Raw genomic sequence first — 25,041 nt, forward strand, 5'->3', positions numbered from 1 at the left:
ATGATGCAGAAGAATGCGCCGGACTTCAGCCTTGCGGGCAAGGTGACTTTAGTGACGGGAGCGAGCCGTGGTATCGGTCGGGCCTGCGCGCTTGCCTGTGCCGCGGCAGGCTCCGATATTGTTTTGGGGGTCCGCGATGTCGCAGCCTCGGCGGATCTGGTTGCCGAACTCGAGGGCGCGGGACGCAAAGTCCTCACTGTTGAACTGGACCTTCCCAATAAGGCCCATATCGCCCAAGCCGTCGACGCAGCGTTGACGACCTTCGGGCGGATCGACGTCCTCGTCAACAATGTCGGCGTGGCTCCAGGCAATCTCGCGGAACTCGTCGAGGAGAAGGACCTTGACGAGATCCTCGATGTCAACATCAAGGGCACCTTTCTGATGACGCAGGCCGTCGGGCGTCAGATGATCAAGGGCCATGGGGGCCGGATCGTCAACATCAGCTCCCAGGCAGGCACCGTGGCACTGCGCGGCGAGGCAATCTATTGCATGAGCAAGGCGGCAATCAATCACCTGACGCGCTGCCTTGCTGCGGAATGGGCAGCCTATAATGTCACCGTAAACACGGTATCACCGACCTTCATCCACACGGATGGCACAGCTCCTTTCCTATCCGATCCCGACAATCGCAAAGCGACGCTCGATCACATTCCACTCGGCCGGATCGGTGAAACCGATGATGTGGTGGGTGCCGTCGTCTTCCTGGCATCGCCGGCTGCAAGCCTGATCACCGGCGCGAACCTGCTGGTGGACGGTGGATGGTCGGTCGCCTGAGGCCGAGTGGTCGCTTATACGTGGCCCAGAGAGCCCGGCCGCTCGTCATCGAGACCTGGCTCCTGCGGCTCAATGCCTCACGCGATTGACGCTTTTGGAGGCCATCGCTACGCATACGCATCAGCAACAGGAGACTGATGATGCGAACTTTGGCTGCAGCAATTTCCGTTCTCCTACTTCCAATACTGACGAGTTGCACGACGAGCTCGGGTGGCATTACCACGGAGAACAAGAGCCTTACTGCAGTCAGCGCCGAGCGGACGCGACTGGCGCAGACTTGGCACCTCAAGGCCGATTGCTCACAATTAAGCCGTCCGAACGTTCGAACGGTTTCTCCGCCAGCTCACGGGAAACTCGAAATCGTTCCGGAAGACGTACTGGCGAATTCGAAGAAGTTTCCAAAATGCGTTGGGGTGAAAACCGCAGGCACGGTTGTCTACTACACGTCTGCAGCCGGATATGTCGGCCCTGACAAAGCGACTTTCAGGGAGTCCTATGGCGACGGCGTTGTTCGCGACGTGACTTTCAGCATCAACGTCGTCAAGTAGACCACGCGGGGCGGCCGAGTGGGCGGCTCCGCAAGGGTGATGCAATTGCCATCCCAGCCTGAAGAAATCCGGCAGGATTTTCGCGTCTATCGGGGCAGTGGCAAATGCCAAGTCCGGTAGAGATCATTAAGTGCCTTCGCCGTGTGGCATTCTACAATCGGTAAGCCAGACTGTCGCAGCATGGTTGCGTATCTGAAGCCGCTGTTGCGGGTCTTGATGAGAATCCAATGGATCATCTCCCATTTGATGCTGTCTTTGGCACCTTCCAGATGTCCCGCACGGTCGGAGCGGTTGACGAGGGTGCGCTTGAGATAACGGGAAAAGCGGAGCCAGTGATTTGAGGTGATGAGGACCGCGCCCGTCGCGTGGGCTAGCCGTTGCGGCATCAGGCGCGAGTAATTGCCTTCTATGATCCATCGCTCTTCGAGCACCGCTGCATCATGAAGTGCTGCGAACTCAGCTTCGGGGCGAGCCTCCCAATCCGTATGCGGCAGATGGTGAAGTTGATCCAGGTGCACCGCCGGGAGACCGAGCTTCCTTGAGAGGGCTACCGCCAGGGTTGACTTGCCCGCATTCGAAGGTCCGAGAACGACGATGCGCTCGCCAAGGGAGTGCAAAGGCAACATGAGGACACCTATGGGACCAAAGTCGATTTAACTGGTCGGAATAAACGCAGTTGTCAACGACTAAGGTAGCGTCGGCGAGACAAGGCACTGCTCGCGAGGTATGTCGAAGGATTGCGATTGGCAGGATTGCCGGAGTAGATCGGTGATCAACTGCTCGGAACCGCCGCCATCGAGGGAGGCGTTGGAGGGATTGGCGAGCTTTATAGGATAGAGGCCGAAGTGCGTGGCCTTTACCAAGCGACACGGGCCAACCCATCATTGCTTTTCCTCCCAATAGCTTTGCCACTGATCGGCTCCTATTGCCCCGCCGTGATTGGTGAAGTTAACGACCCTGTCGACCGCTGGGTCGTGGCGAGGCCTGCGACCGCCTCGTCGCCTATGCTAGGTCCTGTTGACAAAGTTGCTCTGGGGCATTCATCCTGCGGTAATGGAGTTTGACAACGTTAGAAAACCTCTCTCAAACAATCCGGCCTATCGGTGTCCGTGCTGCCATTTCCGCACACTGCATGAACGGGGCGGGTATGAAATATGTCCGGTATGTTTCTGGGAAGATGACGGACAGGACGTCCACGATGCTGGCGACGTTCGAGGCGGTCCTAATGCAACGCTGTCGCTCACGCAGGCACAATTCAATTTCCAGCAGTGGGGTGCTTCTGATCCGGCGGCGCGCGGGCACGTTCGGCCACCCACGGAAGCTGAGCATTGAAACACAGGGATTCCCTTCTTGGCCAATCTTTGATTCATAGCTGCTTTTGCGGAGGCGGCTTTGGCACGAGGCGATTTGAGTGATGCGGAATGGCGGATCATCGCGCCATTTTTACCAAGGGAACGCGGGCGCAAATCGCGCCCATCACTTGATAATCGCCGATTTCTTAACGGGATGCTCCACGTCCTGCGCGTCGGCTGCCCCTGGCGCGATATGCATGAGCGATATGGGAAATGGAACTCGGTCTATGTGCGATTTCGGCGTTGGGCCGAGCAAGGTTTATGGGATGCCTCGCTCGAAACGCTCGTCGAGTTGGGGCTAACGGATGACTGGCAGCACATGATCGACAGCACCACAGTTCGGGGCCACTCTCAGGCTGCGGGCGCTAAAGGGGGACTTATAAGGAGGCTTTTGGTCGATCACGCGGCGGCTTTACGACGAAAATCCATGCCCGCGCAGACGGTCAGGGACGCCCTCATGGCTTTGTCCCGACGGGCGGAGAGGCCTCAGATTATGCCGCGGTGCCTGACTTGCTGGCGATGCCGGTCCGCAAGCCAAGATTGTTCCTGGCCGACAAAGGCTACGATGGTGACGTCATCCGCGCAGAGCTTTTGATCCACGGAATAAAGCCGGTGATCCCGCCGAAAGCGAACCGCAAAAACCCGCCTTCATGCGACTTTAAAGCTTACAAGGATCACAATCGAATAGAGCGGATGTTCAATGGACTTAAACAGTTTCGTCGCATTGCAACCCGCTACGACAAGACCCGAAAATCCTTCGAAGCCTTCCTTGCGCTAGCCGCAGCGAGGATTTGGCTGCCGCACTTTGTCAACATGGCCTAGTTGCTCCAAGCGGAATTATAGCTCCATGCCTCGTAGCTTTGGATTCGGCTGCTGTCTGCGGACTTCACTTCGAGCGAGGTCAGGTCTGTGATTTTATAGGTGCGGCGGGTGCCGCAGACCGCGCCCCCATTGGCGAAGACCTCGACGACGCCGCGGTCGAAGAACAATGTTAACCGTTCGAGCTTCAGCGGCGCTGAGCGGTACTTGATGTCCCCACTATCCTCCGCCACGGTCAGCTCAAGCCGCAGCGCGCTGTGGGCCAACCTAAAGCTCTCCCCGTCACTGCCCCGCGCGACGATCTGAACTCCATCCAGATCGCCCTCCAAAGACAATTCGACGGGGCGCCTTGGTTCACAGGCAAATTGATAAGGCGCAATCTTTAGAAGGGTGCGGGCGCGCAGGCGCTGGCAACCCTTCTCCGGCATCATTGTCAAATTCCGTTGGGCGTCTAGGCCGAGCACGCGCGGCAGCGACAGCTCGCCGCTATAGGGCGAACCTGGCGGCTTGCGGAATTCCCAATTGAAGAGCCAGGCAAAAGCGATCTGGCGGTCCTTTGCCCGGAAGCTCTGCATCGCGTAAAAATCGGTACCGAAATCCAATTCCTGCAAAGCCGGGGTCGCCGGCATGAAGCAATCGCCCTCGAAGGTGCCAACCTGGGCGTAAAGCAAGTTATGACGGCCGGTTTCCGGTTCGGTGTAGCCGACAAAGCCCATCACCAGGACATAGTGACCATTGAGCTCGAAGAAATCCGGACACTCCACGCAGCGTGCGCCGTGCTGGCGAAAATGCTCGGAAGCGCGATAGAGGACGGACATGAATTTCCAGTCCTCGCCATCCTCGGACCCATAGAGCAGGACGGCGGGATCACCATCGATCGCGGCGCCCAGCACCATTCGGTAAGCCCCGCACGCTGCATCGTACCAAACCTTTGGATCGCGCAAATCATGGGAGCTGCCGGAAGGACCGTCGACCAGCACCAGCTTATTGGCGTCCGGACGCAGCAGATCGGCGGATGGCAACACTCTTTTCTGAACTTCCTTGTAGTCCTTGAACAGGTCATACGCCGGCAGTCGTTCTGTGTAGTAGAAGCTGAGCTTGCCGTCCTGGCCGACGAAGGCACTTCCCGAGAAGGCCCCACCGGTGGCGCCCAGCGACCAGAGGTTCTGCTCCGGGTGCAGGAAGACCGGCAGATGGATCCAGCGGTAAAGGTCATCGCTGACGGCATGGCCCCAGTGCATCGGCCCCCATTCGGACTCGGCGGGATGGAACTGGTAAAACAGATGATAGCGGCCGTCGATGAAACATATCCCGTTCGGGTCGTTCATCCAGGCCTGAAACGGCGAGAATCTGAGCTGCGGACGATTGGTATCGCTCTCGTACCATTCCGGCCAGGATGTCCTCGGTCGGGCGATGACGCGGCCATCACGCAACTCCAGGAAAGTCACGCCTTTCTCAGCCACATTCTCCGAATTGAAGCTGTAGAGCAGCGGGATTTCAATTGCGCTGTCGTCCCACTCCAGCGTGAGCGGGCCAGCCGCATAATGGGTATAGGAATAGAATTGAAAACAGGGCGGCAGATGCGCGATCCGGTAAACGACGCAATCGCCGACACGCAAAACGAAGGCATCGACGTGATCTTCAGCAGCAGATTTTCCTGGTTTTTGCCGGGCCCAGATCTCGAACCGCGCACCCCGCTCAGCACTCAATTGCACCCTGGTCTTCATTCACTCCTCCTTCCGAGCGTAACGTCGTAGCTGGACTGCTTCTTTGACCTGACGCCAGGGCGCACGATCGACAGTCCGGCCACTGGGCTTCTGGCCGTTTATTGGTTCGGAATTGATCAGGGATTGGAAACAACTGCGTTAATCGATGGAGTGCCTCTAAAAGCATTCACGCTTCTGTCGATCACAACCTGTTCGTCATTGCCGGAATCCAGGACTGTATTGCGCACCGATCTCTCTTGCACCAGTACCGACGTCACTTCGAGCGGCTTCAGATTGTCGGTTGACAGCAACGCGCCCACTTGCGTTGAAAAGCAGGCACTGTTCGGTGCGTCATTGATTTGCGATGTTTCGGTTGTGGCCACAATGTGGTTGTTGGCTATGTAATTGCCGCTACCGGAAACCAGATTAATGATCACCGGCTTTACGCCGAGGGGCCTGATATATTGAGTATCCAATGTTTCCGAAATGTGGTTCGCAATTACCGAGTTGTTACTGCCGTCAATTCGTAAAAGCCCGAACAGATCATCCAAGCCGTTGTCGTACTTCTGCATAGGCGCCCACGGCTCGCGATCTCGCAAAAAGTGATTTGAGGAAACCAAATTCTCGCAGCAATTAGCAGCAAAAACCAACATTCCGGGGTAAAAGGAATGGAATCTATTTCCTGTGACCGAGGAGCGCACCACGCCGGAAAAATAGACGCTGCTAGCGCCTCGAGGGAATATGTTGTTTGACGATACTAGAATGCCACCGTAATTTTCCGCGTAAATGGAATGTCCCTGATATCCGGCTCCGACGAAATTATTCGTTATTCTTGAGGCCTGGCCCATACCCTTTAATTCGATACAGTTGCCGCATTCAGCAATGAAATTGTTATCTATCGCGAGCGCATCAGCATCATGAACAGTAACGCCGTGCTCCAGATAGATAAGACCCATTCCCGTTATTCGGAATGAGTCATTGGCGCTGCCGACAAGGATGCCCGTTTTGCCATTCTTGTATGTATTTTCTGGATCTTTTTGCCCCGAACCGTCGTCAGTGAAGTGCAGACCATCGATGCAAAAGTCAGCAAACTCCACAGAGCTTATGCGGGGACTTCCGGTGCGCTTAACATAAAACGCGGCTCCCGCAGCCTCACCGTCAGTGGCCTCTGGAGACATGTCCACAAGGATGCGACTTCCGCCCGGCCACACTTCGTGCCAGTGCTCCAGCTCGCTTGCGGGTGTGTTGAACCGGATGCTCGACGACGTAAAGCCATGTCCAGAGCCCATAATTTTCAGAAAGCTCACGTCTATAACGACCTGAGTGACAAGACGATAATCGCCTGGCGGGATATAGATCACTGCTCCAGGTTTTCCGCCATCATTTAGGTCGGAAACCGGTTGCCGGCTTTTAATATCTGCAATGATGCTGTTGATGACCGCTCCAATATCCTCATAGGGGTTCCCGACGGGATACTTCGTTGCGTCGTAATAGTTTTCACGAACCATTGTTCGTTGCAGGCGATCGGTGGCGATAGATCCGCTAGTCATTGTTGCTTTTTCTCCTGGCAATGCCATCACCAGATGCTGGTGCGGGTGTCCGGTTCAAAGAAGTGAAGTTCTTCGGCATCGACAGCGATGCGCGCGATGTCACCTGCGCGTACCGTGCTCTTCGGAGAAAAACGGGCTACAGCAGCTTTTTCGTCGATGTCGATGATGGCGTCCGGGTCGCCCGCATCCACCCAAGGTGCGTCGATATTCAGATGCACCATGGATTCAGAGCCCAGCGCCTCGACAAGAGTGACCGCGGCCGAGATCTCGGCCGAAGAAGGCCGGATTGCGGCATCGTTCATGTGCTCTGGCCGAATACCGACAACCACCTGACGGTTAGACGTACCCTTCAGCGAGGGGCGGCGCTCGAAAACCTGGTCGGGAATTTCGAAACTGTTGCTGCCCAGGGTCAGCGTCTGCCCATTGAGCACGGCCTCGTAGAGATTCATCGAGGGCGATCCGATGAAGGCGGCGACAAAGACATTGTCAGGACGATTGTACAGGTTTTGCGGTGTGTCGACTTGCTGCAGCACGCCGCCTCTCATGACAGCGACACGGTCGCCCATCGTCATCGCCTCGACCTGGTCGTGGGTCACGTAAATCGTAGTGACATTCAGTTTTCTTTGCAGGCTGGCGATCTCGGCGCGCATCTGCACGCGCAGCTTGGCATCGAGGTTCGACAACGGTTCATCCATCAGGAAAGCCGCCGGTTTGCGGACGATTGCTCTTCCCATGGCGACACGCTGGCGCTGACCTCCGGAGAGGAGCGCCGGTTTGCGGTCGAGCAGAGCCGTCAGTTCGAGGATGTGTGCGGCTTCGTCCACGCGGCTGGAAATCTCGGACTTCGGAAGGCCTGCCATCAGCAGGGGAAAGGCAATGTTCTCCCGCACCGTCTTGTGCGGATAGAGCGCGTAGGACTGGAAGACCATGGCGATGTCGCGATCCTTGGGATCGATATCGTTGACGACCGTATTGCCGATCCTGACTTCACCGCTGGAAATGCTCTCCAGGCCGGCGATCATCCGAAGTGCCGTCGACTTCCCGCATCCCGACGGACCGACAAACACCATGAACTCACCGTCCTTGATGTCGAAGTTGAGATCATGAAGAGCGTGAAAGCTGTTGCCGTAAACCTTGTTGATATTGCGCAGTTCTATATCGGCCATGTTTGTCTCCTCATCCCTTCACAGCGCCGAACGTCAGCCCGCCGACAATCTGTTTTTGAAGTGCGAGCGTTACGATGATGACGGGCAGTGAATAGAGCACGGCCGCCGCGGTCATCGCTCCCCAGGCAAGCCCATAGACCGAGTTGTATTCGGCAATGACGATCGGCGCCGTCTTGGTCGTTTCAGACGTCAGCAGCAGTGCGTAGAGAAACTCGTTCCAGCTGGTGATGAAGGTAAAGAGCGCGGTCACCGCGATCCCGCCCGTCATGATCGGAAGGATGATCTTGCGAAAGGCCTGGAACCGTGTGCATCCGTCCATGCGCGCGGCTTCTTCGAGTTCCTTCGGCACGCTCTCGAAAAAAGCCGACATGAGCAGCAGCGCCAGCGGCACAGCCGCCGAGCTGTGAGCGAGAACCAGGCCAGGAATGGTGTCGAGCAGGCCCATGGACTTCAAAAGCTGGAACAGAGGCACACCGAGCGACACCGACGGCACCATGCGGGTGACCAGAGCAAAGAGCAGGAAAAGTGTCGTGGTTCGGCGGCGATACTGGGTGGCGACATAGGCGGCCGGCACGGCCACCACCAGCGAGAGCGCGGTCGTCAGCACCGCCACTGTGAGGGAATTGACGAAGGCCTTCGGCAAAGTGGACGATTGCAAAACCTCGCGAAAATTCTCGAACGCTATGACGGCGGGAAAGAACCTCGGGGGGATCTGCTGGACATCGGCCGCCGGTTTGATGGAAGTCATCAACAGATAGATGTAGGGCAGCGCGTAAGACAGCACGAGCACGAGGGCTGCGGCGTTAATCAAGGCTCCGCTAACATTGGGGCGGGACACTCTATGCATGGGCCGGCCTCCAAATCTTCCAATAGGCAATCCCGGCCAGAACCATCATGACGCATAGGAACAAGGTGCCGGACGCCGATGCTTCACCGAGATCGCCGAAACGAACCATCCTCTGATAGATGTTCATCGAGAACACTTCCGAAGCGTGATTGGGGCCGCCTTGCGTCTGTATCCAGATGAGGTCGAAGGTCTTGGCCGCATCTACACCGCGCACGATGACGATGACGGCGATAACGGGACGCATCAACGGCAAGGTGACGTGCCAAAACCGCTTGAACGCATTCGCACCATCTATCCGCGCTGCTTCGAGCAAGTCTTTCGGAATGTTCGTCAACCCGGCGTAAGACACGAGCGCGACAAACGAGGTCGTCAGCCAGATATCGGCGAAGGAAACAGAATAAATCACGATGTCCTCATCGGACAGCCAGGCGATCGCATCGGGGTCGCTGATAATACCCAGATGGACAAGCCCATAATTAAGAATGCCAATGTTGCCGACCAACAGAAAGCGCCACAGCAGGCCGGCGACGATCGGTGGCACCATCAGGGGCAGCGTGAACACAGTGCGATGCCAGCGCGATTGGCCAGGAAGTGCCGAAAACAGGAGAGCGGCGCAGAAGCCGAAGGTAAACTCGAAGAACAACGCAAAGACAGAATACTGAATCGTTCTCAGTGCGCTTTCGGCGACGCGCCTAGAGGTGAGCGCGTCGATATAGTTCCTCAGCCCGACCCACTCGCGTATGTGGGGGGTGATGGTGTCGACCTTGAAAAACGAATCGAACACCAGCAGCCCAATCGGGTAGGCGACCAGCAGGCCCAGAATGGCAAGCGCCGGCGCAAGCATGTAAAGCACAAATCGGTCTTCACCCGACATGGCTGTCTCCGAACTGATGAAATGCGGAGGATTTCTCCTCCGCCGACGTTGAGGATAGCGGGTTAGTTCAGGATGTCCTCGATCGCTTCTTTGGCATCCATCAGGATCTTGCCGACATCCGCCTGACAGGTCAGGGCCTGCTGCACGGCCGGAAGGACCGCTTCATCAACGATTTCCTGATATTTCTCGTTCATCGGCCGACCTTGGGTCGCAGGCGCACTGAGCGTCTCAAGCAGCGGCGTGAAGTGCTCGTAGCCGGGCTTGCCGGCGTAACTGCGATAGGCGGAATTCGTCACGGCGAGGCCAAGCGGGGCTTCGATGCCCAACGCGTTGTTGGCGATTGCAAAAGCGATGAACTTCTTCGCTGCTTCCTTGTGCTGCGAGGTCGACGGGACGACATTATACCAGGGACCGGGAATGGCTGCGATTCCTGCATCGCCGTCGAGCATCGGAGCGACGCCGACCTTGCCGCTGACCTTTGAATCCTCGGGCGTCATCTTGTAAGCGTGCGCCCAGAATTTCATCATCGCCGTCTTGCCCTGATAAAACAGGTTCTGCGCCTCACCCCAACCGATCTCGTTGACGTTTTCCGGGACGGAATGATCGGTGCAGTGCGGGGCAATGTAGAATTCCAGCGCCTTCTTGTGCGCCTCGTTGTCGATGATGACCTTGCCGTCCTTGTCGAGGATCACGCCGGGCGAGCCCGCCTGCAGCACATGTGCCATCCACTCCTCCGAGAAGGTGCCGATGGTGTCGGTGCCCCAGAAGTCAATCTTGCCATCGCCATCAGTGTCGCGTGTAAAGAATTTAGCCATATCGCGCCATTGCTGCCAGGTCTTGGGCGGAGCAAGGGGATAGCCGTACTTCGCCTGGAAGGCCTCCTTTTCCTCGGGCTTATCGAACAGATCCTTTCGATAGAAGACAATCTCGGCGTTTGCCCATGCCGGCATCCCGATGAGCTTGTCTCCGACCTTGGCGTCGGCGAGCAAGGCAGGCGGCAGGTCGGAGCGAACAGCCTCGGTGAAAAGGGGAGAGAGGTCCTCGACATGTTTAGCGAACTTTGCATTCCAGACCACATCGATTGTCACGACGTCGAAAGCGGATGAGCCTGAGGCAATCTCGGCCGAGAATTTGTCGAATACGCCTTGATAAGGAACGACAGTAAATTTCACCTCGATGCCGGTTCCGGCGGTGAACTTCTCGGCCACGGCCTTCTGGAGCATCTCGCCGCCGCCCTCCACCAGGACGTTGATCGTTTCGGCTCGGGCGGAGGCCGCCATGAACACAAGCGCAAGCGCGCTGGCACTAAATAGTTTCTTCATCGTTTCCTCCCTGTTTAGGCCCGCGCCACTCACCGCCAGCCTGCATTGCCTGAACAATAATCGCGCTATGACGACGTTGTCAATCACCATTGTCGACGTTGTCAGAGAAAAATGTCGACGTTGTCATGCGTCTGGGTTAGACATGAGGCCGGATAGGAGATTTCACCGGCATGGTCAGCATTGTCAGCGTCGCAAAAGCAGCAGGGGTTTCGAATAAGACAGTTTCTCGGGTCATAAACGGTGAGCCCTATGTAACCGAAGAGACGCGGGAGCGCGTGGAAAAGGCCATCCGAGACCTCGGTTACATCCCCAATATGGCTGCGCGGCTGATACGTTCCAGCCGGTCGAACACCTTCGGCATCATTACGGACTATGTGTCCACCACGCCTTATTCGGTCGACATCGTGCGCGGGATTCAGGATTGGGCAAATGCGAATGGAAAAACCATCCTGATGGCCAACACAGGCGGTTCTTGCGAGCGGGAGGCGGAGATTTGGAAAATATTCCAATCCCATCGCATTGATGGTGTTCTCTATGTGACGATGTACCACCGCATTGTCGACCCCGAAGCGGGCGATGTCAGCATTCCCACCGTGATGATCAACTGCAGATCGCAAACGAACGAACTCCTGCCATCGATCGAGCCGGACGATTTTCAGGGAGCGCAGGATCTCACCCGCTATCTGATCGAACGGGGGCACCGCAGAATTGGATATATCAAGCTCAATCCCGTTCTGCTGGGCGCCGAACTTCGCCTGAAGGCTTTCCGTCAAACCACGGGGGAAGTCGGACTTGGAGAGGACGATCTCTCCATTCGTCTTGGCATGGAGGGACCGGTCGGGGCCGAAGAGAACTATGTCTTTGCCGCGGCAACCGAAATGCTTCGACAAAAGAATCGTCCCACCGCAATTATGAGCGGGAACGATGAGATGGCGATTCAGGTCTACATTGCGACATTGGCGCTGGGATTGCGAATTCCCGAGGATGTCAGCATCGTCGGTTTCGACGACTTTCGGACGGTTTCAACGGCATTGAAGCCCGAACTGACGACAGCCGCTTTACCCTATTATGACCTCGGCTTTCAGGGAGCCGAATGGTTGAACAACGTGGTGGCCGGCGGCAATGTTCGACCGAGCACCCGCGTCATCTCCTGTAAGCTGGTCGAGCGCACATCCGTACGTTCGGTGTGACCCCCGATATCGTCAGCCAAATTGTTCCACCAGGAAATCGATCACCGTCCGCAACATCGCTGTCGGCCGCCGGTTCGGCGGGTAGATGAGGGACATCGGCACCGGCCTGTAGGACCATTCCGGCAGTACATGCTCCAGCCGTCCTTCCGTGATATCGGCGGCGAGCAGCAGTTCCGGTTGCAGCACAATTCCGGCGCCGCTGAGCGCTGCCATGCGCAGTGCTGCCCCCTGGTTGGTGGAGAATTTCCCGGAGATCGGCACGTCGCGCATTTCGCCGCCCGGCCCGACCAGGTGCCAGCGGTCATGCAGGCGCCAATAGGAATGGCCGAGGCAGAGATGGTTCGTCAGATCCTCCGGCGCGGCCGGCCGGCCATGGCGCGCAAGGTACTCCGGCGAGGCAGCGAGGATCCGCCGATAGGGCGTGAGCGGGCGGGCGACCAGGCTGCTGTCCGATAGCGGGCCGATGTGGATGCCGAGTTCGAAACCCTCGCCGACGAGGTCATGGACATTGTTGTCGAGCGACAGCTCAATGCTGACGTCGGGATAGGCGTTCTGGTATTCGACCAGCGCCGGCACCAGGATTTGCGTGCCGAAGCTGACGGGCGCCACCAGCCGAAGCCGGCCACGCGGCGCCGATTGCAGCTCGCTCGCCGAAGCCTCGGCCAGCGCCACTTCGGCAAGTGCGCGCTTGCAGCGCTCGTAATAGAGCTGGCCGACCTCCGTCAGCTGATGGCGCCGCGTGGTGCGATGGATCAGCTTCGCCCCGAGCCGGGTCTCGATCGTCTTGATGTGCTTGGCAACCATGGCGGGCGACACATGCGCGATCTCCGCGGCGGCGGCGAAACTGCCATTGTCGATGACCCTGACAAACATCGCCATGCCGGCCAGCTTGTCCATGATTGCCTACCTGTTGGTTTCGAATGACGACACCAGCAGCTTATTTATCAACCTAGGAATTTACAACATAGTCCCCCTGCCCGCGCCACGGCGACGGACATTCCTACATGATCAAGGAGAAAAACGTGCCCATTCTTCACCTGCAGATGCATCCCGGCCGCACCGACGGTCAGAAACGCGCCTTTGCGCGCGAAGTTACCAAGGCCGCCGTCGAAACCCTGGCGTGCCCGCCGGAATCGCTGGAAATCCTGATCACCGAGATTGCCAAGGATTCCTGGGCGGTCGGCGGCAAGCTCAAATCGGAGGCCTGAGAGGCCGGCAGTGTCGACGAGAGGGCTACCTGGCACCGCGGCCATGGTATTGGCCGCAGGGTCGGGAGCCGGCCCGCCGTTGCTGAAGGTCGTCCTTCCGCAATCGGGAAGTGCTGCCGCATCATCTGTGCAGCGCTCGAGAGTTGTGGCATAAGTGAGCCATGGCGATACATGTCTTGGCGGTCCATCGCGACACGGTCGGGACGGAACAGGCGGCGGGCGGTTCGCTGGCAGCCGCCTATTCCGTGGGGGTTTTCTGCTGGCTGCTGTCGGCCGGCGTCTATATCGCCGCGAAATGGGTTTCTTCGGAGATGCCGCCCTGGGCGCTTTGCTTCTGGCGCGTGCTGATCGCCTGGGCGATCCTGATGCCGATCGTCGCCCGGCATTTCGGCGCCATGGCCGCGCTGGTGAGGGCTCGCGGCCTCGAGCTGCTCGCCATCGGCGGTATCGGGCTTGCGATCTGCCAGGGCCTGATCTTTGTCGGGCTCCACCATGCCGATGCCACCACCGCCGGCATCATCATCGCCCTGATCCCGATCATCACCATGATTCTTGCCCGTTTCATGCTGGCTGAGCCGATGGGACACTGGCAGGTGATCGGATCGATCCTCGCCTTTTTCGGGATCGTCGTCATCATCATCAAGGGCAGCCCGGCGGCGCTCCTGCGTCTCGACCTCAATCCCGGCGAACTGTGGATCGTCGCTGGCGCCTTTTGTTTCAGCCTCTATACCGTGTTGCTCCGCCGGGCGAAATTCGATCTCAATCGCCTTGCGCTCCTGGTCCTCCTCCTCGGTGCGGCGGTGCTGACGGCGCTGCCCTTCTACCTGTTTGAGCTTATCTCCGACGAGCGCTCGACGCTGAACGCCAGTGGCCTGATTGCGCTTGGCTATGTCGCGATCCCCGGCGGCGCGATTATGTATTATCTCTTCAATCGCAGCATCGAGGCCCTGGGGGCGGCACGGGCGGGCGTGCTGCTTTACATCCAGACGATCTTTATCGCGGTGCTCGCCTATCTCTTCCTCGGCGAACAGCTGCAGCGCTATCATCTCGAAGGCGCAGCACTCATCGTTGCCGGCTTGCTTCTCATCATCCTGCTGAAGCCAACGACCGGAGCGGAGGCGACCAAAGCCTGAGGACGGGCGCAATGGCTCCCGTGACCGCTTCCGGCGGAAATGTTTCCTTACGCGCTTTCAGCACCTGTCACGGAAATCAGCCGGGTTGCGACGGCGCAGGCGCTTCGCCGGCTATGAGGCCGAACATGCGAAAGTCGTGGAAGACGCCTTTGAACCAGGCCTTCTGGCGAAGCGTGCCTTCATATCGGAATCCGGCCTTTTTCCAGAACCCGGTCCGATGCCGCGTTTCCAGACAGGGTCCAGGCCTCGATGCGATTGAGGGAGAACTGCTCGAAGCCGCATCGGCTGACGGCCGTCACCGCTTCCGTCATCAGCCCTTTTCCCCAGGCTGACGGGTGCAGCTCGTAGCCGATCTCGGCGCAGTTGGAGTGCCTTTCGATGCTGCTGAAGCGGATCGCTCCAAGGTAGCGACCGGAAACGCGATCTTCCATGATCCAGGCGCAGCCCTTTCCCTTGGCATGGACTTCGCACATCCATTTCATCGCGCGCTTGACGTGGGGCCGTGCCGGTGCTTCCGGCCAGCTGGAAAAACGTGTCACCTCCGGCATGAGCAGCAGCGCGTGGAGATCGTCACCGTCGGCGAGATCGGGTGCGCGCAGCTTCAGCCTGTCGGTGACGAGCAGGGGAAATTCCTTGTTCTTATGCTTCATGGCAGATCAGGCCAGCTGTGATTTTCGATAGGCTTCGACGATCTCTTCGAGCGGCACCCCGTCCAGCATGGCGCCCGGCATGCTGCAGTTGGAGAAAGCGACGCCGGAGAGATTGATGTTCTGAAACCGCGAGCCGGAGAGGTTCACGTCATTGACGAACCAGCCGCTCATGTTGCTGTCGTTGAATCTCGCGCCGGAAAAATTGATCTGGTTGAAGGATGTGCCCGAGAGATTGGCATCGTTGAACCGCGATCCCGACAGGTCGGTATCGTTGACATCAAGCCTTTCGGTCATCCGGTGAAGCTTCATCTCTTCGCCTGAGATCGAGAAGGAAAGCGGCTTTTCCGCGCCGTCCTGGCCGAGTGCCGCGGAGAGCGCGTTCCAGTCTCTCATATTGAATTGTTTGGCGATCAGCTCCAGGCAATCGCTGTGGGAGAGATCAATGTTCCGATCTCTCAGAGCCTGCCGCAGGGCTTTCGCCATGCCTTTGATACCATGCGTTCTCAGCATCCCAGTTCCTCCAGGCAATCATTGCATCAGAGCTCACATTGCTGACCGATTGCCGCAAGGGCTGGACATCGAACGGTATCATTTCAATGCAATTCACCATGCCACAGGTGGCGTGAGCGGCAGGCTGCACAAGGCCTGGGTGTATCTCTACATACCATTTTCGCGCTGTCAACGAGGTCGTAAATCTCGGTCTCTGGGTGTCCGCGACAACTAGCCGTAGGGGGAAGTGTCGCCATGGCGTCCGCTCATTGCGGCTAGTGTTGAAAAAGTCGAAAGTCCAGGCCGAAGAGTCAGCCAATTCGTAGTTTGAGCGAATGTTGCCGCTCGATGCCGTTTTACATCCGCTAGCGGCCCGAAGCTGCTTGATCGCAAAATCGGCTGGTCCCAGCTCAATTTCTGTGTCGGCCTCTACGGCCGCGAAAAACATCGGAGTTTGCAGAAAACGCGCATTTCCGTTCACGATTCGCTGTTTATCGCTTGCCCGCGGGCCAATGTGGGGCCATTCTTAGGTCGGATCCTGGCGGTGCGGTAAGACGAGAGGTCAGGCCCTGCAACGCTCAATCTCGACCTCGAAGCCCTAACGTGGCGCCTTTGCTCGACCGATCCCCGAGCGAGGAGGTTGTCCATGTCCACGCCCTCTGTCGATCATCCGCTGCAACCCGGCGACCGGGTTCCGAACGTTGTGTTTGATGCGATCTCCTGCGAGGGCAAGATCGCCCTTGATGATTTCCGTGGCCGCAGCCCATTGCTGATCGGCTTGTTTCGAGGCCTGCATTGCCCGTTCTGCCGGCGCCATGTCGCGGCCATGGCCTATCTCAACCCGATGCTGCGTGAGAAAGGCGTCCAATCCCTGGCGGTGGTCAACACCCCGGTCGAACGCGCGCGGCTCTATTTCCGTTACCATCCGATACCCGATCTTCTTGCTGCTTCCGACCCGGTACGGGCTTCGCACCAAGCCTTCGGCTTACCCGAGATCGGGATCGACGCCGCCATGGCGATACGGATTGATCTTCCGGGCGAGTTGCCCGAGCCCATGAGCGTGATGGACATGGACGAATTTCTCAACGAGAAGGAAGGATATCAAGTTACGGAAGCCGACCAGCAGATGATGACTGCCGACCATGGGCAGCTTGTCGGTCAGTTCCTCATCGACCGGGAGGGCATCGTACGCTGGAGCTTCACTGAAGTTCTGGAGCCTGGGTTCCAAACATACAAGGCACCGAATTCGCAGGAATTGATGTCGGTCGCTTCCCAGGTCGCACATTGACGGCGAAAAAATCGCTCGACGACCACCGTCGAGTGGAGGCTCGATCGGCAGTCGCCGGTTCACTTCACCATCAGGTAAGGAACTGAGAAGCCGTACCTGAGAGCTAATGCGTTCGACCGTTCCCGTAATCCCTTATCAATGTCATGTTCGCACATAGTCGTAGTTGCAGTATAGTCTGCGCAACGTATAGTATTTCCTGGATTTTTGGAGGGAGTAAATGGCAATAGAAAATTCCGGAACCTTAGCGTTGCTTATCGATGGCGATAACGTTTCGTCAAAGATCGTCGTTGGCCTCATGGCTGAGATTGCCACCTACGGAACGGCTAGCGTCAAACGCATCTACGGTGACTGGACCGGCCCCAACCTCAAGGGCTGGAAGGAATGCCTGCTCGAACATTCCATCCAGCCAATTCAGCAATTCGCCTATACGACCGGAAAGAACGCGACCGATGGCGCAATGATCATCGACGCCATGGACTTGTTGTATACGGGTCGTTTCTCTGGATTCTGCATTATCTCCAGCGACAGCGATTTTGCGCGGCTGGCGGCGAGAATCCGGGAACAAGGTGTTACCGTCTATGGGTTCGGTGAGCGAAAGACTCCTCGCCCCTTCATCACTGCCTGTGACAAGTTCGTCTATTTCGACGTGCTCAATGCTCAGGCTGCGCAGGCGGAAGAAGCGGCGGCCCCGGCCCAAAACCCAGCTCAGGCCAAACCTGCCGCCGCGAAGGCGACGCCTAAAAAGGGGGGCTTGAATAAAGCGGCACGCGACATGCTGACCAAAGCGATTGTCGCAACTGCCGATGAAGACGGCCGAGCCAATCTGGCTCAGGTCGGCGCACATCTGGCGAAGCAAGCGCCCGACTTTGATGCACGCAACTACGGCTTCCCCAGGTTAAGCGATCTCGTGAAGTCTTCCGGTATCGTCGATGTCGAGCGAGCACCTGACAACCCGAAAACAATTCTAGTTCGCCTCAAGAAGGCTTAGCGGCACGCAGAAGCCACCTGACATCCTATCACTGGTTCAATTCTGCGCAATTCAATGCGACTTTTGAAATAAGGACTATCCTTGCGCGCTCGAAGGCAGGTCCGGCCACCGCTCACCAGCTCCCTGCTGGACGACGGTGAGAGCGGCAATACCCGCCTCATCGGCCGCGCGCAAAAGCGCTTGCTGGAATTGCTGCGGGGTGATTTTGCCGCTGATGGCGTCGACGCAGGCTTTTACGGCGGCGACATATTCCTCGCCGTCATCGAAAGGCCAGTCGTTGAGCAGCAGATACGCGGCGTCACCCAGCGTTCGTACGATCCTGTGAGATGCCGGACCGCCTAAAGAAAGGCCGACCGGCGTGAATGCAGACGACGTATTCCAGCACATTGTCCTCGACCCCTCAAGGCACGGATAATGCAATCCCCATCTGCAATATATACGCGTATTTTGTAATTGGGAATTGAAATTTATTTTAACGACACTGCTTGAACGCGAGGCTGCGGAAATTACCCTTTCTACAGATGCGCTCTGTACTTCATACGGTTGACAGGCCGGGTTGGATCTTTCATCTGGAGCGCCAAGCGCCAGATCGGGAGCCTGTCTGATGAACCTTACGATACGCCCCGCAACGCCTTCGGACGCTGCAACGATCCTTCGGTTCGTCCGTGAATTGGCCGATTATGAGAAGGCGATCCACGAGGTCGAGGCGACCGAGCAGAGCACGCGTGCGGCGATCTTCGGCGACGGTTCCGTCACGCATGCGCTGATCTGCGAACGCGACGGCCAGGCGATCGGCATGGCAGTCTATTTCTTCAGCTATTCCACCTGGCAAGCGAAGAACGGCCTTTATCTGGAAGATCTCTACGTCACGCCGGAGGCGCGCGGCTCAGGCGCCGGCAAGGCGCTGCTGCGGCGCCTGGCGCAGATCGCGCTGGAGAAGAGCTGCGGCCGCTTTGAATGGAGCGTGCTCGACTGGAACGAACCTTCGATCCGCATCTATGAGGCGATCGGCGCGGCGCCGCAGAAGGAATGGATCCGCTATCGCATGGCGGGAGAGACGTTGGCGGCGTTTGCCCGCGGCGAAAGCCTTTCCGGGCTAGATTAAAGATTCACGGAGCAAGGCCAGCGCAGTCCGATCGCTCCCTCACCGCAACTCAGCACGAGCTCGAAAAATCCAGCCGGCCGAGGCATCGGAGCAGACGACGAAGGTCGAGTCCTCTTGCGCCATGAAGGCGACGTTGCCGCCGGCTCACGCGCGTTGATGCCATCGCGGCGGTTATGGACACCGCCCTGCCCGCTGCCGATCGCGCTGCAAAAAATTGCGGGAACACCTGGGACGCGCAGGTCTACCAGTTAGTGTTCTGGAGTGGTGGCGGCCGGCACGATCGCCGGCGGGCCGATCGGCGACGCTGCCTGTAAAGACAGTGACGCAGAGCGGCCACGCACCGGCACGCCAGGCCAGCGTGTCAGCTGGCACGCATGGAAAGTTCGATATCCCCAGCGAACGGTGTGGAGATATAGCCGTTCGCCGGAGAGCGGACGTGTTCGAGATATTCCGGGCAATCGTCGGCATTGTCGGCGATGACGAGTGCACCTGGGCGAAGGCGCGGCTCGAGCAAGGCGAGAATTTCAGGGTAGAGCGCTTTTGCGCCATCGAGCAGCACAAGGTCGATGGTCTCCGGGAGATCGGCGGCAAGGGTTCTCAAGGCGTCGCCTTCGCGCATTTCGACGAGGTCGATCAGGCCGCCTTCGGTCAAATGCCGCCGTGCCCGCGCCACTTTCGAAGGCTCGAATTCCGTGGTGATCAGCCGGCCGCCGCCGTTGTCGCGGAGCGCGGCGGCGAGATGAAGCGTCGATATGCCGAACGACGTGCCGAACTCGACAATGTCTTGTGCCCGCCTGCTGCGCGCCAGCATATAGAGAAGATTGCCCGCCTCGCGAGACACGGGCAGCCAGAGGTCCTTCAGGCTGGTGTAGAGGTCGAGATATTCGGTCTTGCTTGTCAGGAGGCGCCGCCGTTCCTCCCCGGATACGCTCGATAGGACCGGGCTTGATGCCGAAGCGGCCTCTTCGAATAGGCGAGCGAGCAGCGGTGCGAGCGGTCCGGTTGTCAATGTTGTCATCGTCGAAATCCTTGTTGGCAACGTCTCTTGCGTCGCCATGGAAAATACGAATAATTCGTCGCATTCGCTAATCGCATTGCGGCCCGTCGAGATGAGCAAGGTTACAAGCCCCCGGGTTTCCACGAGAAAATCGCCGAAGCAGGCACGCTCGAACGACCTCGTCGGCGCCATCCTTCAGGCGGCTGTTCGCGTTCTGGCGGAAGAAGGAGCGCACCGCTTCACCACCGCGCGCGTGGCCGAACGGGCCGGCGTCAGCGTCGGTTCGCTCTATCAATACTTTCCCAACAAGGCGTCGATCTTGTTCCGGCTGCAAAGCGAGAAATGGCAGCAGACCACCGATATGCTGGCGGAAATCCTCAGCGACCGATCGAGGCCTCCTTTCGAAAGGCTTCGATCGCTGGTCCATGAGTTCCTGCGCTCGGAATGCGAGGAGGCATCGGTTCGCATCGCGCTCAGCGATGCCGCGCCACTCTACCGCGACGCCCCGGAGGCGGAAGCCGCAAAGCGCGCGACCGAGCCGGTCATGGAGGGATTCATGCGCGAGGTGCTGCCTGCAGCATCGAACCCGGTTCGCAATGTCGCCTGTGACTTGATCATGACGACGCTGAGTACGGTCGGCCAGGATTTCTCGGCAACGCCGAGGACAGAGGAGGAGATCGCCACTTTCTCGGCGGCGATGGCGCAGATGTTTTGCGCGTATCTGCAAAGCCTGGTGAATGGGATTGATGCGGCGGCGGGGACGAAATAGAAAGCACGCAATGGGCAAAATCTGGCAGAAAATCACATATTATCGCCATCGGAGCGAGCTGTTCGCGCTTCGTCTGGCATTGCGAGTGCCGCTCCTTGCCCCGCTTCTGATTGGAGCAATGCTTCATTTTTGGTGGTGCGTTGCACCACTGCCGATCTTGATCCCGGTTGTCCTTGTTTCGGAGAACTTGGGTCCGCTTGGTCCCATGGTCGCGGGAATGTCGGCCCTCGCGATGTTGTTCTTCGCCCTACCATGGTTCTCTGGCTGGTGCAGCATTGCAGCAGGCGTGATGTTCGGTCGCACTGCCGCCGCTCGAGCCAAAGAGGAAGCTTTGGCAGGGGCTATTCGAGCGTATTCCGTTTGAAGCATACGAGCGGCGAAAGAGAAATCAAGAAAGCGCGACAGGGAAGCGTCATTAACGTTTGCAGACCTCCGGCCGCGGTGTCTACCTCGCAAAAAGCGGTCGAATCGCCCGCTGCGTCAAGTGGGCATTCTTAAATGATGCCTTCAATGTCTCCTTCTGAGGCGTAGTTTCTATAACCCTGTAAGAAAGGTGCGGCTTGATACCAAATTCCGAATTCATCTCGCACAGACTTACGCTGCATACAGCTTTCTCTGCTCGGTCCTGACGCCTCCGCCCCTCACCGCAACTCCGCACTCACCCGAAAAATCCCGCCGGCCGAGGCATCCGAGCAGACGACGAAGGTGGAGCCCTCTTGCGCCATGAAAGCGACGTTGCCGCCGGCTTCGCAGGGGGTGGCGCTCCATTGCAGGATGATGTCGCCATTGTCGGGCAGTTTTTCCGTGGCGATCTTCGTTGCACTGGCCATCCATTCGGTTGCCGACGGCAGGTGGACGGGGGCGTTCAGCTGTTTCGACAGCCAGGCGGTATAGTTCTGCGCGACGGCGAGCGGCACGTCGTCGGCGGGCTGCTCAGGGCTGTCGGCATAGGCCTGGGCGGCGGCGGGATCGGAATTGGCGGTGTAATATTGCGCCATTTCGGCGCGGGTGACGGCCTTGGTCTGCATGCAGAAGGACTTGTCGATCTTCACGGCGCCATTGGCAACGCCGAGCATGCCGCCGAGCTCCTTCATCGAGGCGGTCATCAGCCGGACATTATCCAGCGAATAACTGCCCGCAGGCACGGTCTCGAAGGCAAGGGTCGGCGAGACCGGGCAGAAGCCGCGCGCCGACAGCGCCTCGAGATCGGCAAGGATCGGCTGGTAGGCTGATACCGCGAGCTTGTAGGCCTCGGCGCTGTAGCGCCCGTCGGCCTCGCCGATCTTCGGTGCGAGGGCGGCAAGCGTCGGATCGGCGGCCCCGGCGCGAGTGGCGATCGAGGCGTTGAGATCGGTGACTTTCTGCTTCAGCGCGGTGGCCTCGTCCTTCGCCGCCATGACATCGGCGATGAGAGCGTCGAACAGTTTGGCGGCGTCGCCATAGCCCGATGTCGCGACGGGAAGCTGCCATTGCTCGGCCTTGGCCTTGGCCTCGGTCATCAATCCGCTCGCCTTGGCGACATCGGGGCTGTCGCCGGCGCCGATGCGATTGACGGTTTCGTGTTTGGCCGTCGCGTCCTTTTCGGCCGCCGTCAGCGCGGTCAGCGCCTTGGCGAGATCGTCGTAAGCGGTTTTCGCGGCGTCGTAATTGTCGACGGCGGCGTGCATCTGCTTGGCGGCGGCACCGTCGGCGGCGGCCTTCATCTTGACGTCGGCCTCGGCAAAAGCCGGCGCCTTGTCACCGCCGGCAGCTGAAGCGGCTGATTTCGCCTTCTCGGCGCCCTCCTTTGATATGGCGATCAGTGCATTGCCAAGATTGATGGCGGCGGTCTGGTAGCCCGGAAGCGCCTTGTCGTAATCTTCGTCCTTGAGCAGGGCATCGGCCGACGTCAGCGCCGCAGCACCCGTGTCATAGGAAAGTTTGGCCTGGTCGCCGGCCGGGCGCTCCGGCGCCTTGGCGGCGACCGCCTTCTGTTTGCGGTTTTCGGCCTCCTTCTTCCAGGTGCCGACATCGGCGACGAGTTTCGGATCCGGGCGCAATAGCTTGGGGATCGTGACGACGCCGACGCCGATGCAGATCAGCAGCAGTGCTGCGATCATGGAGATTTTGACAGGCGTCCACTTTTTCGGTTTTGCCGCCTCCGGCTGCTGCTGCATGCCGCCGCGCGGATCCCACGCCATCGGCTGGATGCCTGTTGTCACCCGCGTGTATTCGCCGAGCGCATCGGCGCCGGTGCGCGGGCGCCCGGTCGGGTCGCGGCTCAGCATCCTTTCGACCAGGCTCGCAAGACCCTCGGGAAAACCGGGGATCAGCACGTCGAGGCGGGGAAAGACGTTGGAAGGATCGAGATGGATGTTCTTCCAGCTCTGCTCGCGCTGGTGTTCGTCTTCCCAGACCATGACGCTGTCGAAGACGCTGGCATAGGTCTGGCGCGGCAGGAAAAGCTTGTAGGCGATCATGCCCATGGCATAGATATCGAGGGCCGGTGAAGCGGAGAAGGTGCCGCTGGCATAGATCTCCGGCGCCCCGAATTCCGGCACATAAGGCGGGATGATGTGTTCGCCGATCTTCGAGATCAGGTGCAGGTTGCCGATCCGGACCGACAGGCCGGAATAATCCTCGGAGACATAGATGCACTGGTCCGTCAGGGCATTGTGGGCGTAACCGGCGCCGTGCAGCGTCGCCAGGCCTTCGAGGATGTGGCGGCCGATCTCGGCGGCGCGCTCATAGGCCACCATTTCGGTTTCGTCGAGATACTGGCGCAGCGTCTTCGATGGCCGCTTCTCGACGATATAAAAATTGTCGTCTTCCGGCGACGGCGGGATGAGGTCCTCGATTTCGACGAAGCGCCGCGCGGTCAGCGACTTGGCCTCGTTGATCGAGGTCCAGACCCGCTCGAACCGCGCCTTGTCGAGTTTCAACGCCACATCGGGGGCGACAATGAAGACCGCGTGGTCCATCCGCTTGTCCTGAGCGGGATAGACGATGAACTCGTTCTCATAGATCGGCTCGCCGATCGTGTAGCGGGCGATCAGATCACTTCTCATGCACGTGTCCCCCTGCATAACTTTCCATGAAACCGAATTCCTATTCGCCGGCCAGAAGAGGGTCGCCGATCAGGCCTGCGGCGAGCAGCAGGCCGGTCCTTGTATCCCTGAGTGCGAAGGCAAAACGGGCACTGGCGACGACGCGAACGAGTTTCGGATCGATGCTGCGTTCGGTGATCGCTGCCGTGGCTGCCGCCGCCTCCGTGCCGTTTTCGTCAACCTTGATCATGGTCTTCTGCAGGACGCGCGACAAGCGGATGTTTTCCTTGGTGAAACCCGGAAAGGCTCCAACCTTTGCCTGCTCCGGCGCCAGGCCGATCGCATTCAGGACCGGCATCAAATCACGCCCGTCGTTCAGGGAAAAGCGGGGCAGGAAGATTTCGCCCTTGGCAGCCTCGAATTTTTCTCCTTGAAGCCAGGAGGTGAGCGTCTTCAGGTCGGCGCCGCCAACACCTTTGCCGGAGCGCGCCGTCACCACAACCATGCTGTAGCTTTCGCCGGTATAGGCAAGGTCGACGGCGGAAAATTTCTCGTCGGAGCGGAATTTTTGACCATCGCCGGCAAGATGCATCATCGGCACCGAAATCGTCGAACCATCCGGCCGCTGAAAGGCGGCGGCTGGGCTTTCCCGATCGAAGGAGGTCTTCCAGCGCGCCTTGAAGGAGAGTGCGCCAAGGCTGATGAAGCCGCCGCCGGGGGGAGCGTCGAGGATCGACGGAATGGCGCCTCTTGTGGCGTCCTTGACCCAGCCGTTGATATGTTCGACCGATGCCGGTCCGTCGAGATCCTCGATCGTCGGTTTGACGTGATGGGTGGCGAGCATGGGAAGTGCGCCGGGGACAAGCACCAGCCGGTCGTCGAAGACGATCGCGACCGCCGTCGCCAAAGGTGCATCCGACGCTGCCGGCTTCTCCGGAACCATGGCGTCAAGCACCGTCGCCGGTCCCTTCGGCGCTTGGAAACCCAGACTTTTGGCGATCGCCGCCTTGCCCTGATCCGAAGCGCCGAGGCCTGCCAAGCCGAGGGCGGCGGCAAGACTTGCCGGCGATACCATGATATTGGCCGCCTTTTCCATCGCCAGGGTGCGGTCGAGCAGTTCGACGGCAAGCCCCGCCTGGGCGGCAAGCATCGTCTTACCGTCTCCGGCATGAGCAGGCGCAAGCGTCATCAGAAAAGCGGCAAAACCCGCCAGCAGAGTGGATTTCGGCATGGTTCCCTC

At 58.9% G+C, this 25,041-nt stretch carries 25 protein-coding genes and 1 pseudogene; 12 read left to right on the top strand and 14 right to left on the bottom strand.

All coding sequences use genetic code 11. The features are described from left to right. The first annotated feature begins 3 nt into the window (after positions 1-3). Both FFM81_RS30140 and FFM81_RS30145 read left to right on the top strand, forming a co-directional pair. Positions 4-774 (top strand): SDR family NAD(P)-dependent oxidoreductase, encoded by a 771-nt coding sequence (locus FFM81_RS30140; protein ID WP_138385883.1) that lies wholly within the window; start codon positions 4-6, stop codon positions 772-774. A 137-nt stretch (positions 775-911) separates the two neighbouring features. Next, entirely contained in the window at positions 912-1,322 is a 411-nt protein-coding gene (locus FFM81_RS30145; RefSeq protein ID WP_173883890.1) for a hypothetical protein, read from the top strand. Between the two features lie 86 nt (positions 1,323-1,408). Here FFM81_RS30145 and FFM81_RS30150 read toward each other — a convergent pair whose 3' ends face one another. Further along, positions 1,409-1,948 carry a P-loop NTPase family protein gene (locus FFM81_RS30150; protein WP_128399733.1) on the bottom strand — a complete coding sequence of 180 codons (540 nt, stop codon included), beginning with the start codon at positions 1,946-1,948 and terminating at the stop codon, positions 1,409-1,411. 427 nt (positions 1,949-2,375) lie between these two features. Here FFM81_RS30150 and FFM81_RS30155 point away from each other — a divergent pair, with 427 nt between their 5' ends. Together FFM81_RS30155 and FFM81_RS33390 are read left to right on the top strand one after the other, a co-directional pair. After that, positions 2,376-2,654 (top strand): CPCC family cysteine-rich protein, encoded by a 279-nt coding sequence (locus FFM81_RS30155; protein ID WP_080687655.1) that lies wholly within the window; start codon positions 2,376-2,378, stop codon positions 2,652-2,654. A gap of 60 nt (positions 2,655-2,714) precedes the next feature. Further along, positions 2,715-3,496 (top strand): annotated as a pseudogene (locus FFM81_RS33390) (IS5 family transposase). Here the strand turns inward: FFM81_RS33390 and FFM81_RS30165 are convergent. The 6 genes from FFM81_RS30165 to FFM81_RS30190 form a co-directional block, all read right to left on the bottom strand. Continuing rightward, positions 3,493-5,220, bottom strand: coding sequence for a GH32 C-terminal domain-containing protein (locus tag FFM81_RS30165; RefSeq protein WP_138385861.1), 1,728 nt, complete (start codon positions 5,218-5,220; stop codon positions 3,493-3,495). The pseudogene FFM81_RS33390 and the gene FFM81_RS30165 overlap by 4 nt on opposite strands. Before the next feature lie 116 nt (positions 5,221-5,336). Beyond that, positions 5,337-6,707: a NosD domain-containing protein gene (locus FFM81_RS30170; RefSeq protein WP_173883895.1), complete on the bottom strand. Its 1,371-nt coding sequence runs from the start codon at positions 6,705-6,707 to the stop codon at positions 5,337-5,339. A 68-nt stretch (positions 6,708-6,775) separates the two neighbouring features. Continuing rightward, entirely contained in the window at positions 6,776-7,915 is a 1,140-nt protein-coding gene (locus tag FFM81_RS30175) for an ABC transporter ATP-binding protein (RefSeq protein ID WP_138385860.1), read from the bottom strand. Positions 7,916-7,925: 10 nt separating this feature from the next. Next, positions 7,926-8,762, bottom strand: coding sequence for a carbohydrate ABC transporter permease (locus FFM81_RS30180; RefSeq protein ID WP_097534282.1), 837 nt, complete (start codon positions 8,760-8,762; stop codon positions 7,926-7,928). After that, complete coding sequence (locus tag FFM81_RS30185; RefSeq protein WP_025418782.1) at positions 8,755-9,636, bottom strand: carbohydrate ABC transporter permease; 882 nt, start codon at positions 9,634-9,636, stop codon at positions 8,755-8,757. Before FFM81_RS30185 ends, FFM81_RS30180 begins: the two co-directional genes overlap by 8 nt. Positions 9,637-9,698: 62 nt before the next feature. After that, on the bottom strand, positions 9,699-10,958 hold the full coding sequence (locus tag FFM81_RS30190) for an ABC transporter substrate-binding protein (protein ID WP_138385881.1): 1,260 nt from the start codon (positions 10,956-10,958) through the stop codon (positions 9,699-9,701). A gap of 170 nt (positions 10,959-11,128) precedes the next feature. Between FFM81_RS30190 and FFM81_RS30195 the strand changes: the two genes are divergently transcribed. After that, on the top strand, positions 11,129-12,148 hold the full coding sequence (locus FFM81_RS30195; protein WP_128399739.1) for a LacI family DNA-binding transcriptional regulator: 1,020 nt from the start codon (positions 11,129-11,131) through the stop codon (positions 12,146-12,148). 12 nt (positions 12,149-12,160) lie between these two features. Here the strand turns inward: FFM81_RS30195 and FFM81_RS30200 are convergent, their stop codons facing one another. After that, positions 12,161-13,045 (bottom strand): LysR family transcriptional regulator, encoded by an 885-nt coding sequence (locus FFM81_RS30200; protein ID WP_138385859.1) that lies wholly within the window; start codon positions 13,043-13,045, stop codon positions 12,161-12,163. 125 nt (positions 13,046-13,170) lie between these two features. Between FFM81_RS30200 and FFM81_RS30205 the strand changes: the two genes are divergently transcribed. Both FFM81_RS30205 and FFM81_RS30210 read left to right on the top strand, forming a co-directional pair. After that, complete coding sequence (locus tag FFM81_RS30205; RefSeq protein ID WP_138385858.1) at positions 13,171-13,356, top strand: 4-oxalocrotonate tautomerase; 186 nt, start codon at positions 13,171-13,173, stop codon at positions 13,354-13,356. Positions 13,357-13,517: 161 nt separating this feature from the next. Next, positions 13,518-14,489, top strand: coding sequence for a DMT family transporter (locus tag FFM81_RS30210; protein ID WP_025418779.1), 972 nt, complete (start codon positions 13,518-13,520; stop codon positions 14,487-14,489). Between the two features lie 179 nt (positions 14,490-14,668). Here FFM81_RS30210 and FFM81_RS30215 read toward each other — a convergent pair whose 3' ends face one another. Further along, positions 14,669-15,139, bottom strand: a complete 471-nt coding sequence (locus FFM81_RS30215) for a GNAT family N-acetyltransferase (RefSeq protein ID WP_246401413.1) — start codon at positions 15,137-15,139, stop codon at positions 14,669-14,671. Between the two features lie 6 nt (positions 15,140-15,145). Next, on the bottom strand, positions 15,146-15,649 hold the full coding sequence (locus FFM81_RS30220; RefSeq protein WP_138385857.1) for a pentapeptide repeat-containing protein: 504 nt from the start codon (positions 15,647-15,649) through the stop codon (positions 15,146-15,148). A 625-nt stretch (positions 15,650-16,274) separates the two neighbouring features. Between FFM81_RS30220 and FFM81_RS30225 the strand changes: the two genes are divergently transcribed. Further along, positions 16,275-16,916, top strand: coding sequence for a redoxin family protein (locus FFM81_RS30225; protein WP_097534297.1), 642 nt, complete (start codon positions 16,275-16,277; stop codon positions 16,914-16,916). A gap of 217 nt (positions 16,917-17,133) precedes the next feature. Continuing rightward, complete coding sequence (locus FFM81_RS30230; protein WP_138385856.1) at positions 17,134-17,904, top strand: NYN domain-containing protein; 771 nt, start codon at positions 17,134-17,136, stop codon at positions 17,902-17,904. Positions 17,905-17,979: 75 nt separating this feature from the next. Here FFM81_RS30230 and FFM81_RS30235 read toward each other — a convergent pair whose 3' ends face one another. Then, positions 17,980-18,291 (bottom strand): DUF982 domain-containing protein, encoded by a 312-nt coding sequence (locus FFM81_RS30235; RefSeq protein WP_138385855.1) that lies wholly within the window; start codon positions 18,289-18,291, stop codon positions 17,980-17,982. A 217-nt stretch (positions 18,292-18,508) separates the two neighbouring features. Here FFM81_RS30235 and FFM81_RS30240 point away from each other — a divergent pair, with 217 nt between their 5' ends. Further along, on the top strand, positions 18,509-19,009 hold the full coding sequence (locus FFM81_RS30240; protein WP_138385854.1) for a GNAT family N-acetyltransferase: 501 nt from the start codon (positions 18,509-18,511) through the stop codon (positions 19,007-19,009). Positions 19,010-19,370: 361 nt separating this feature from the next. Here the strand turns inward: FFM81_RS30240 and FFM81_RS30245 are convergent, their stop codons facing one another. After that, positions 19,371-20,027, bottom strand: a complete 657-nt coding sequence (locus FFM81_RS30245) for an O-methyltransferase (protein WP_003563624.1) — start codon at positions 20,025-20,027, stop codon at positions 19,371-19,373. 91 nt (positions 20,028-20,118) lie between these two features. On the opposite strand from FFM81_RS30245, the gene FFM81_RS30250 reads away from it, so the two are divergent. Together FFM81_RS30250 and FFM81_RS30255 are read left to right on the top strand one after the other, a co-directional pair. Next, complete coding sequence (locus tag FFM81_RS30250; RefSeq protein WP_138385853.1) at positions 20,119-20,775, top strand: TetR/AcrR family transcriptional regulator; 657 nt, start codon at positions 20,119-20,121, stop codon at positions 20,773-20,775. Between the two features lie 10 nt (positions 20,776-20,785). Next, positions 20,786-21,139 carry a hypothetical protein gene (locus FFM81_RS30255; RefSeq protein WP_128399528.1) on the top strand — a complete coding sequence of 118 codons (354 nt, stop codon included), beginning with the start codon at positions 20,786-20,788 and terminating at the stop codon, positions 21,137-21,139. 277 nt (positions 21,140-21,416) lie between these two features. On the opposite strand, the gene FFM81_RS30260 is transcribed toward FFM81_RS30255, so the two are convergent. Then, positions 21,417-23,822 (bottom strand): protein kinase domain-containing protein, encoded by a 2,406-nt coding sequence (locus FFM81_RS30260; RefSeq protein WP_138385852.1) that lies wholly within the window; start codon positions 23,820-23,822, stop codon positions 21,417-21,419. A gap of 40 nt (positions 23,823-23,862) precedes the next feature. After that, positions 23,863-25,032 (bottom strand): serpin family protein, encoded by a 1,170-nt coding sequence (locus tag FFM81_RS30265; protein WP_138385851.1) that lies wholly within the window; start codon positions 25,030-25,032, stop codon positions 23,863-23,865. Positions 25,033-25,041 lie beyond the last annotated feature (9 nt).

This window comes from Rhizobium hidalgonense (assembly GCF_005862185.2).
GTDB classification, from domain to species: domain Bacteria; phylum Pseudomonadota; class Alphaproteobacteria; order Rhizobiales; family Rhizobiaceae; genus Rhizobium; species Rhizobium hidalgonense.

What these genes read in the sequence shown, in the direction of transcription:
- FFM81_RS30140 (WP_138385883.1), top strand. Translation starts at nt 4, where the DNA reads ATGCAGAAGAATGCGCCGGACTTCAGCCTTGCGGGCAAGGTGACTTTA.
- FFM81_RS30145 (WP_173883890.1), top strand. Translation starts at nt 912, where the DNA reads ATGATGCGAACTTTGGCTGCAGCAATTTCCGTTCTCCTACTTCCAATA.
- FFM81_RS30150 (WP_128399733.1), bottom strand. Translation starts at nt 1,948, where the DNA reads ATGTTGCCTTTGCACTCCCTTGGCGAGCGCATCGTCGTTCTCGGACCT.
- FFM81_RS30155 (WP_080687655.1), top strand. Translation starts at nt 2,376, where the DNA reads ATGGAGTTTGACAACGTTAGAAAACCTCTCTCAAACAATCCGGCCTAT.
- FFM81_RS30165 (WP_138385861.1), bottom strand. Translation starts at nt 5,220, where the DNA reads ATGAAGACCAGGGTGCAATTGAGTGCTGAGCGGGGTGCGCGGTTCGAG.
- FFM81_RS30170 (WP_173883895.1), bottom strand. Translation starts at nt 6,707, where the DNA reads ATGGTTCGTGAAAACTATTACGACGCAACGAAGTATCCCGTCGGGAAC.
- FFM81_RS30175 (WP_138385860.1), bottom strand. Translation starts at nt 7,915, where the DNA reads ATGGCCGATATAGAACTGCGCAATATCAACAAGGTTTACGGCAACAGC.
- FFM81_RS30180 (WP_097534282.1), bottom strand. Translation starts at nt 8,762, where the DNA reads ATGCATAGAGTGTCCCGCCCCAATGTTAGCGGAGCCTTGATTAACGCC.
- FFM81_RS30185 (WP_025418782.1), bottom strand. Translation starts at nt 9,636, where the DNA reads ATGTCGGGTGAAGACCGATTTGTGCTTTACATGCTTGCGCCGGCGCTT.
- FFM81_RS30190 (WP_138385881.1), bottom strand. Translation starts at nt 10,958, where the DNA reads ATGAAGAAACTATTTAGTGCCAGCGCGCTTGCGCTTGTGTTCATGGCG.
- FFM81_RS30195 (WP_128399739.1), top strand. Translation starts at nt 11,129, where the DNA reads ATGGTCAGCATTGTCAGCGTCGCAAAAGCAGCAGGGGTTTCGAATAAG.
- FFM81_RS30200 (WP_138385859.1), bottom strand. Translation starts at nt 13,045, where the DNA reads ATGGACAAGCTGGCCGGCATGGCGATGTTTGTCAGGGTCATCGACAAT.
- FFM81_RS30210 (WP_025418779.1), top strand. Translation starts at nt 13,518, where the DNA reads ATGGCGATACATGTCTTGGCGGTCCATCGCGACACGGTCGGGACGGAA.
- FFM81_RS30215 (WP_246401413.1), bottom strand. Translation starts at nt 15,139, where the DNA reads ATGAAGCATAAGAACAAGGAATTTCCCCTGCTCGTCACCGACAGGCTG.
- FFM81_RS30220 (WP_138385857.1), bottom strand. Translation starts at nt 15,649, where the DNA reads ATGCTGAGAACGCATGGTATCAAAGGCATGGCGAAAGCCCTGCGGCAG.
- FFM81_RS30225 (WP_097534297.1), top strand. Translation starts at nt 16,275, where the DNA reads ATGTCCACGCCCTCTGTCGATCATCCGCTGCAACCCGGCGACCGGGTT.
- FFM81_RS30230 (WP_138385856.1), top strand. Translation starts at nt 17,134, where the DNA reads ATGGCAATAGAAAATTCCGGAACCTTAGCGTTGCTTATCGATGGCGAT.
- FFM81_RS30235 (WP_138385855.1), bottom strand. Translation starts at nt 18,291, where the DNA reads ATGTGCTGGAATACGTCGTCTGCATTCACGCCGGTCGGCCTTTCTTTA.
- FFM81_RS30240 (WP_138385854.1), top strand. Translation starts at nt 18,509, where the DNA reads ATGAACCTTACGATACGCCCCGCAACGCCTTCGGACGCTGCAACGATC.
- FFM81_RS30245 (WP_003563624.1), bottom strand. Translation starts at nt 20,027, where the DNA reads ATGACAACATTGACAACCGGACCGCTCGCACCGCTGCTCGCTCGCCTA.
- FFM81_RS30250 (WP_138385853.1), top strand. Translation starts at nt 20,119, where the DNA reads ATGAGCAAGGTTACAAGCCCCCGGGTTTCCACGAGAAAATCGCCGAAG.
- FFM81_RS30255 (WP_128399528.1), top strand. Translation starts at nt 20,786, where the DNA reads ATGGGCAAAATCTGGCAGAAAATCACATATTATCGCCATCGGAGCGAG.
- FFM81_RS30260 (WP_138385852.1), bottom strand. Translation starts at nt 23,822, where the DNA reads ATGAGAAGTGATCTGATCGCCCGCTACACGATCGGCGAGCCGATCTAT.
- FFM81_RS30265 (WP_138385851.1), bottom strand. Translation starts at nt 25,032, where the DNA reads ATGCCGAAATCCACTCTGCTGGCGGGTTTTGCCGCTTTTCTGATGACG.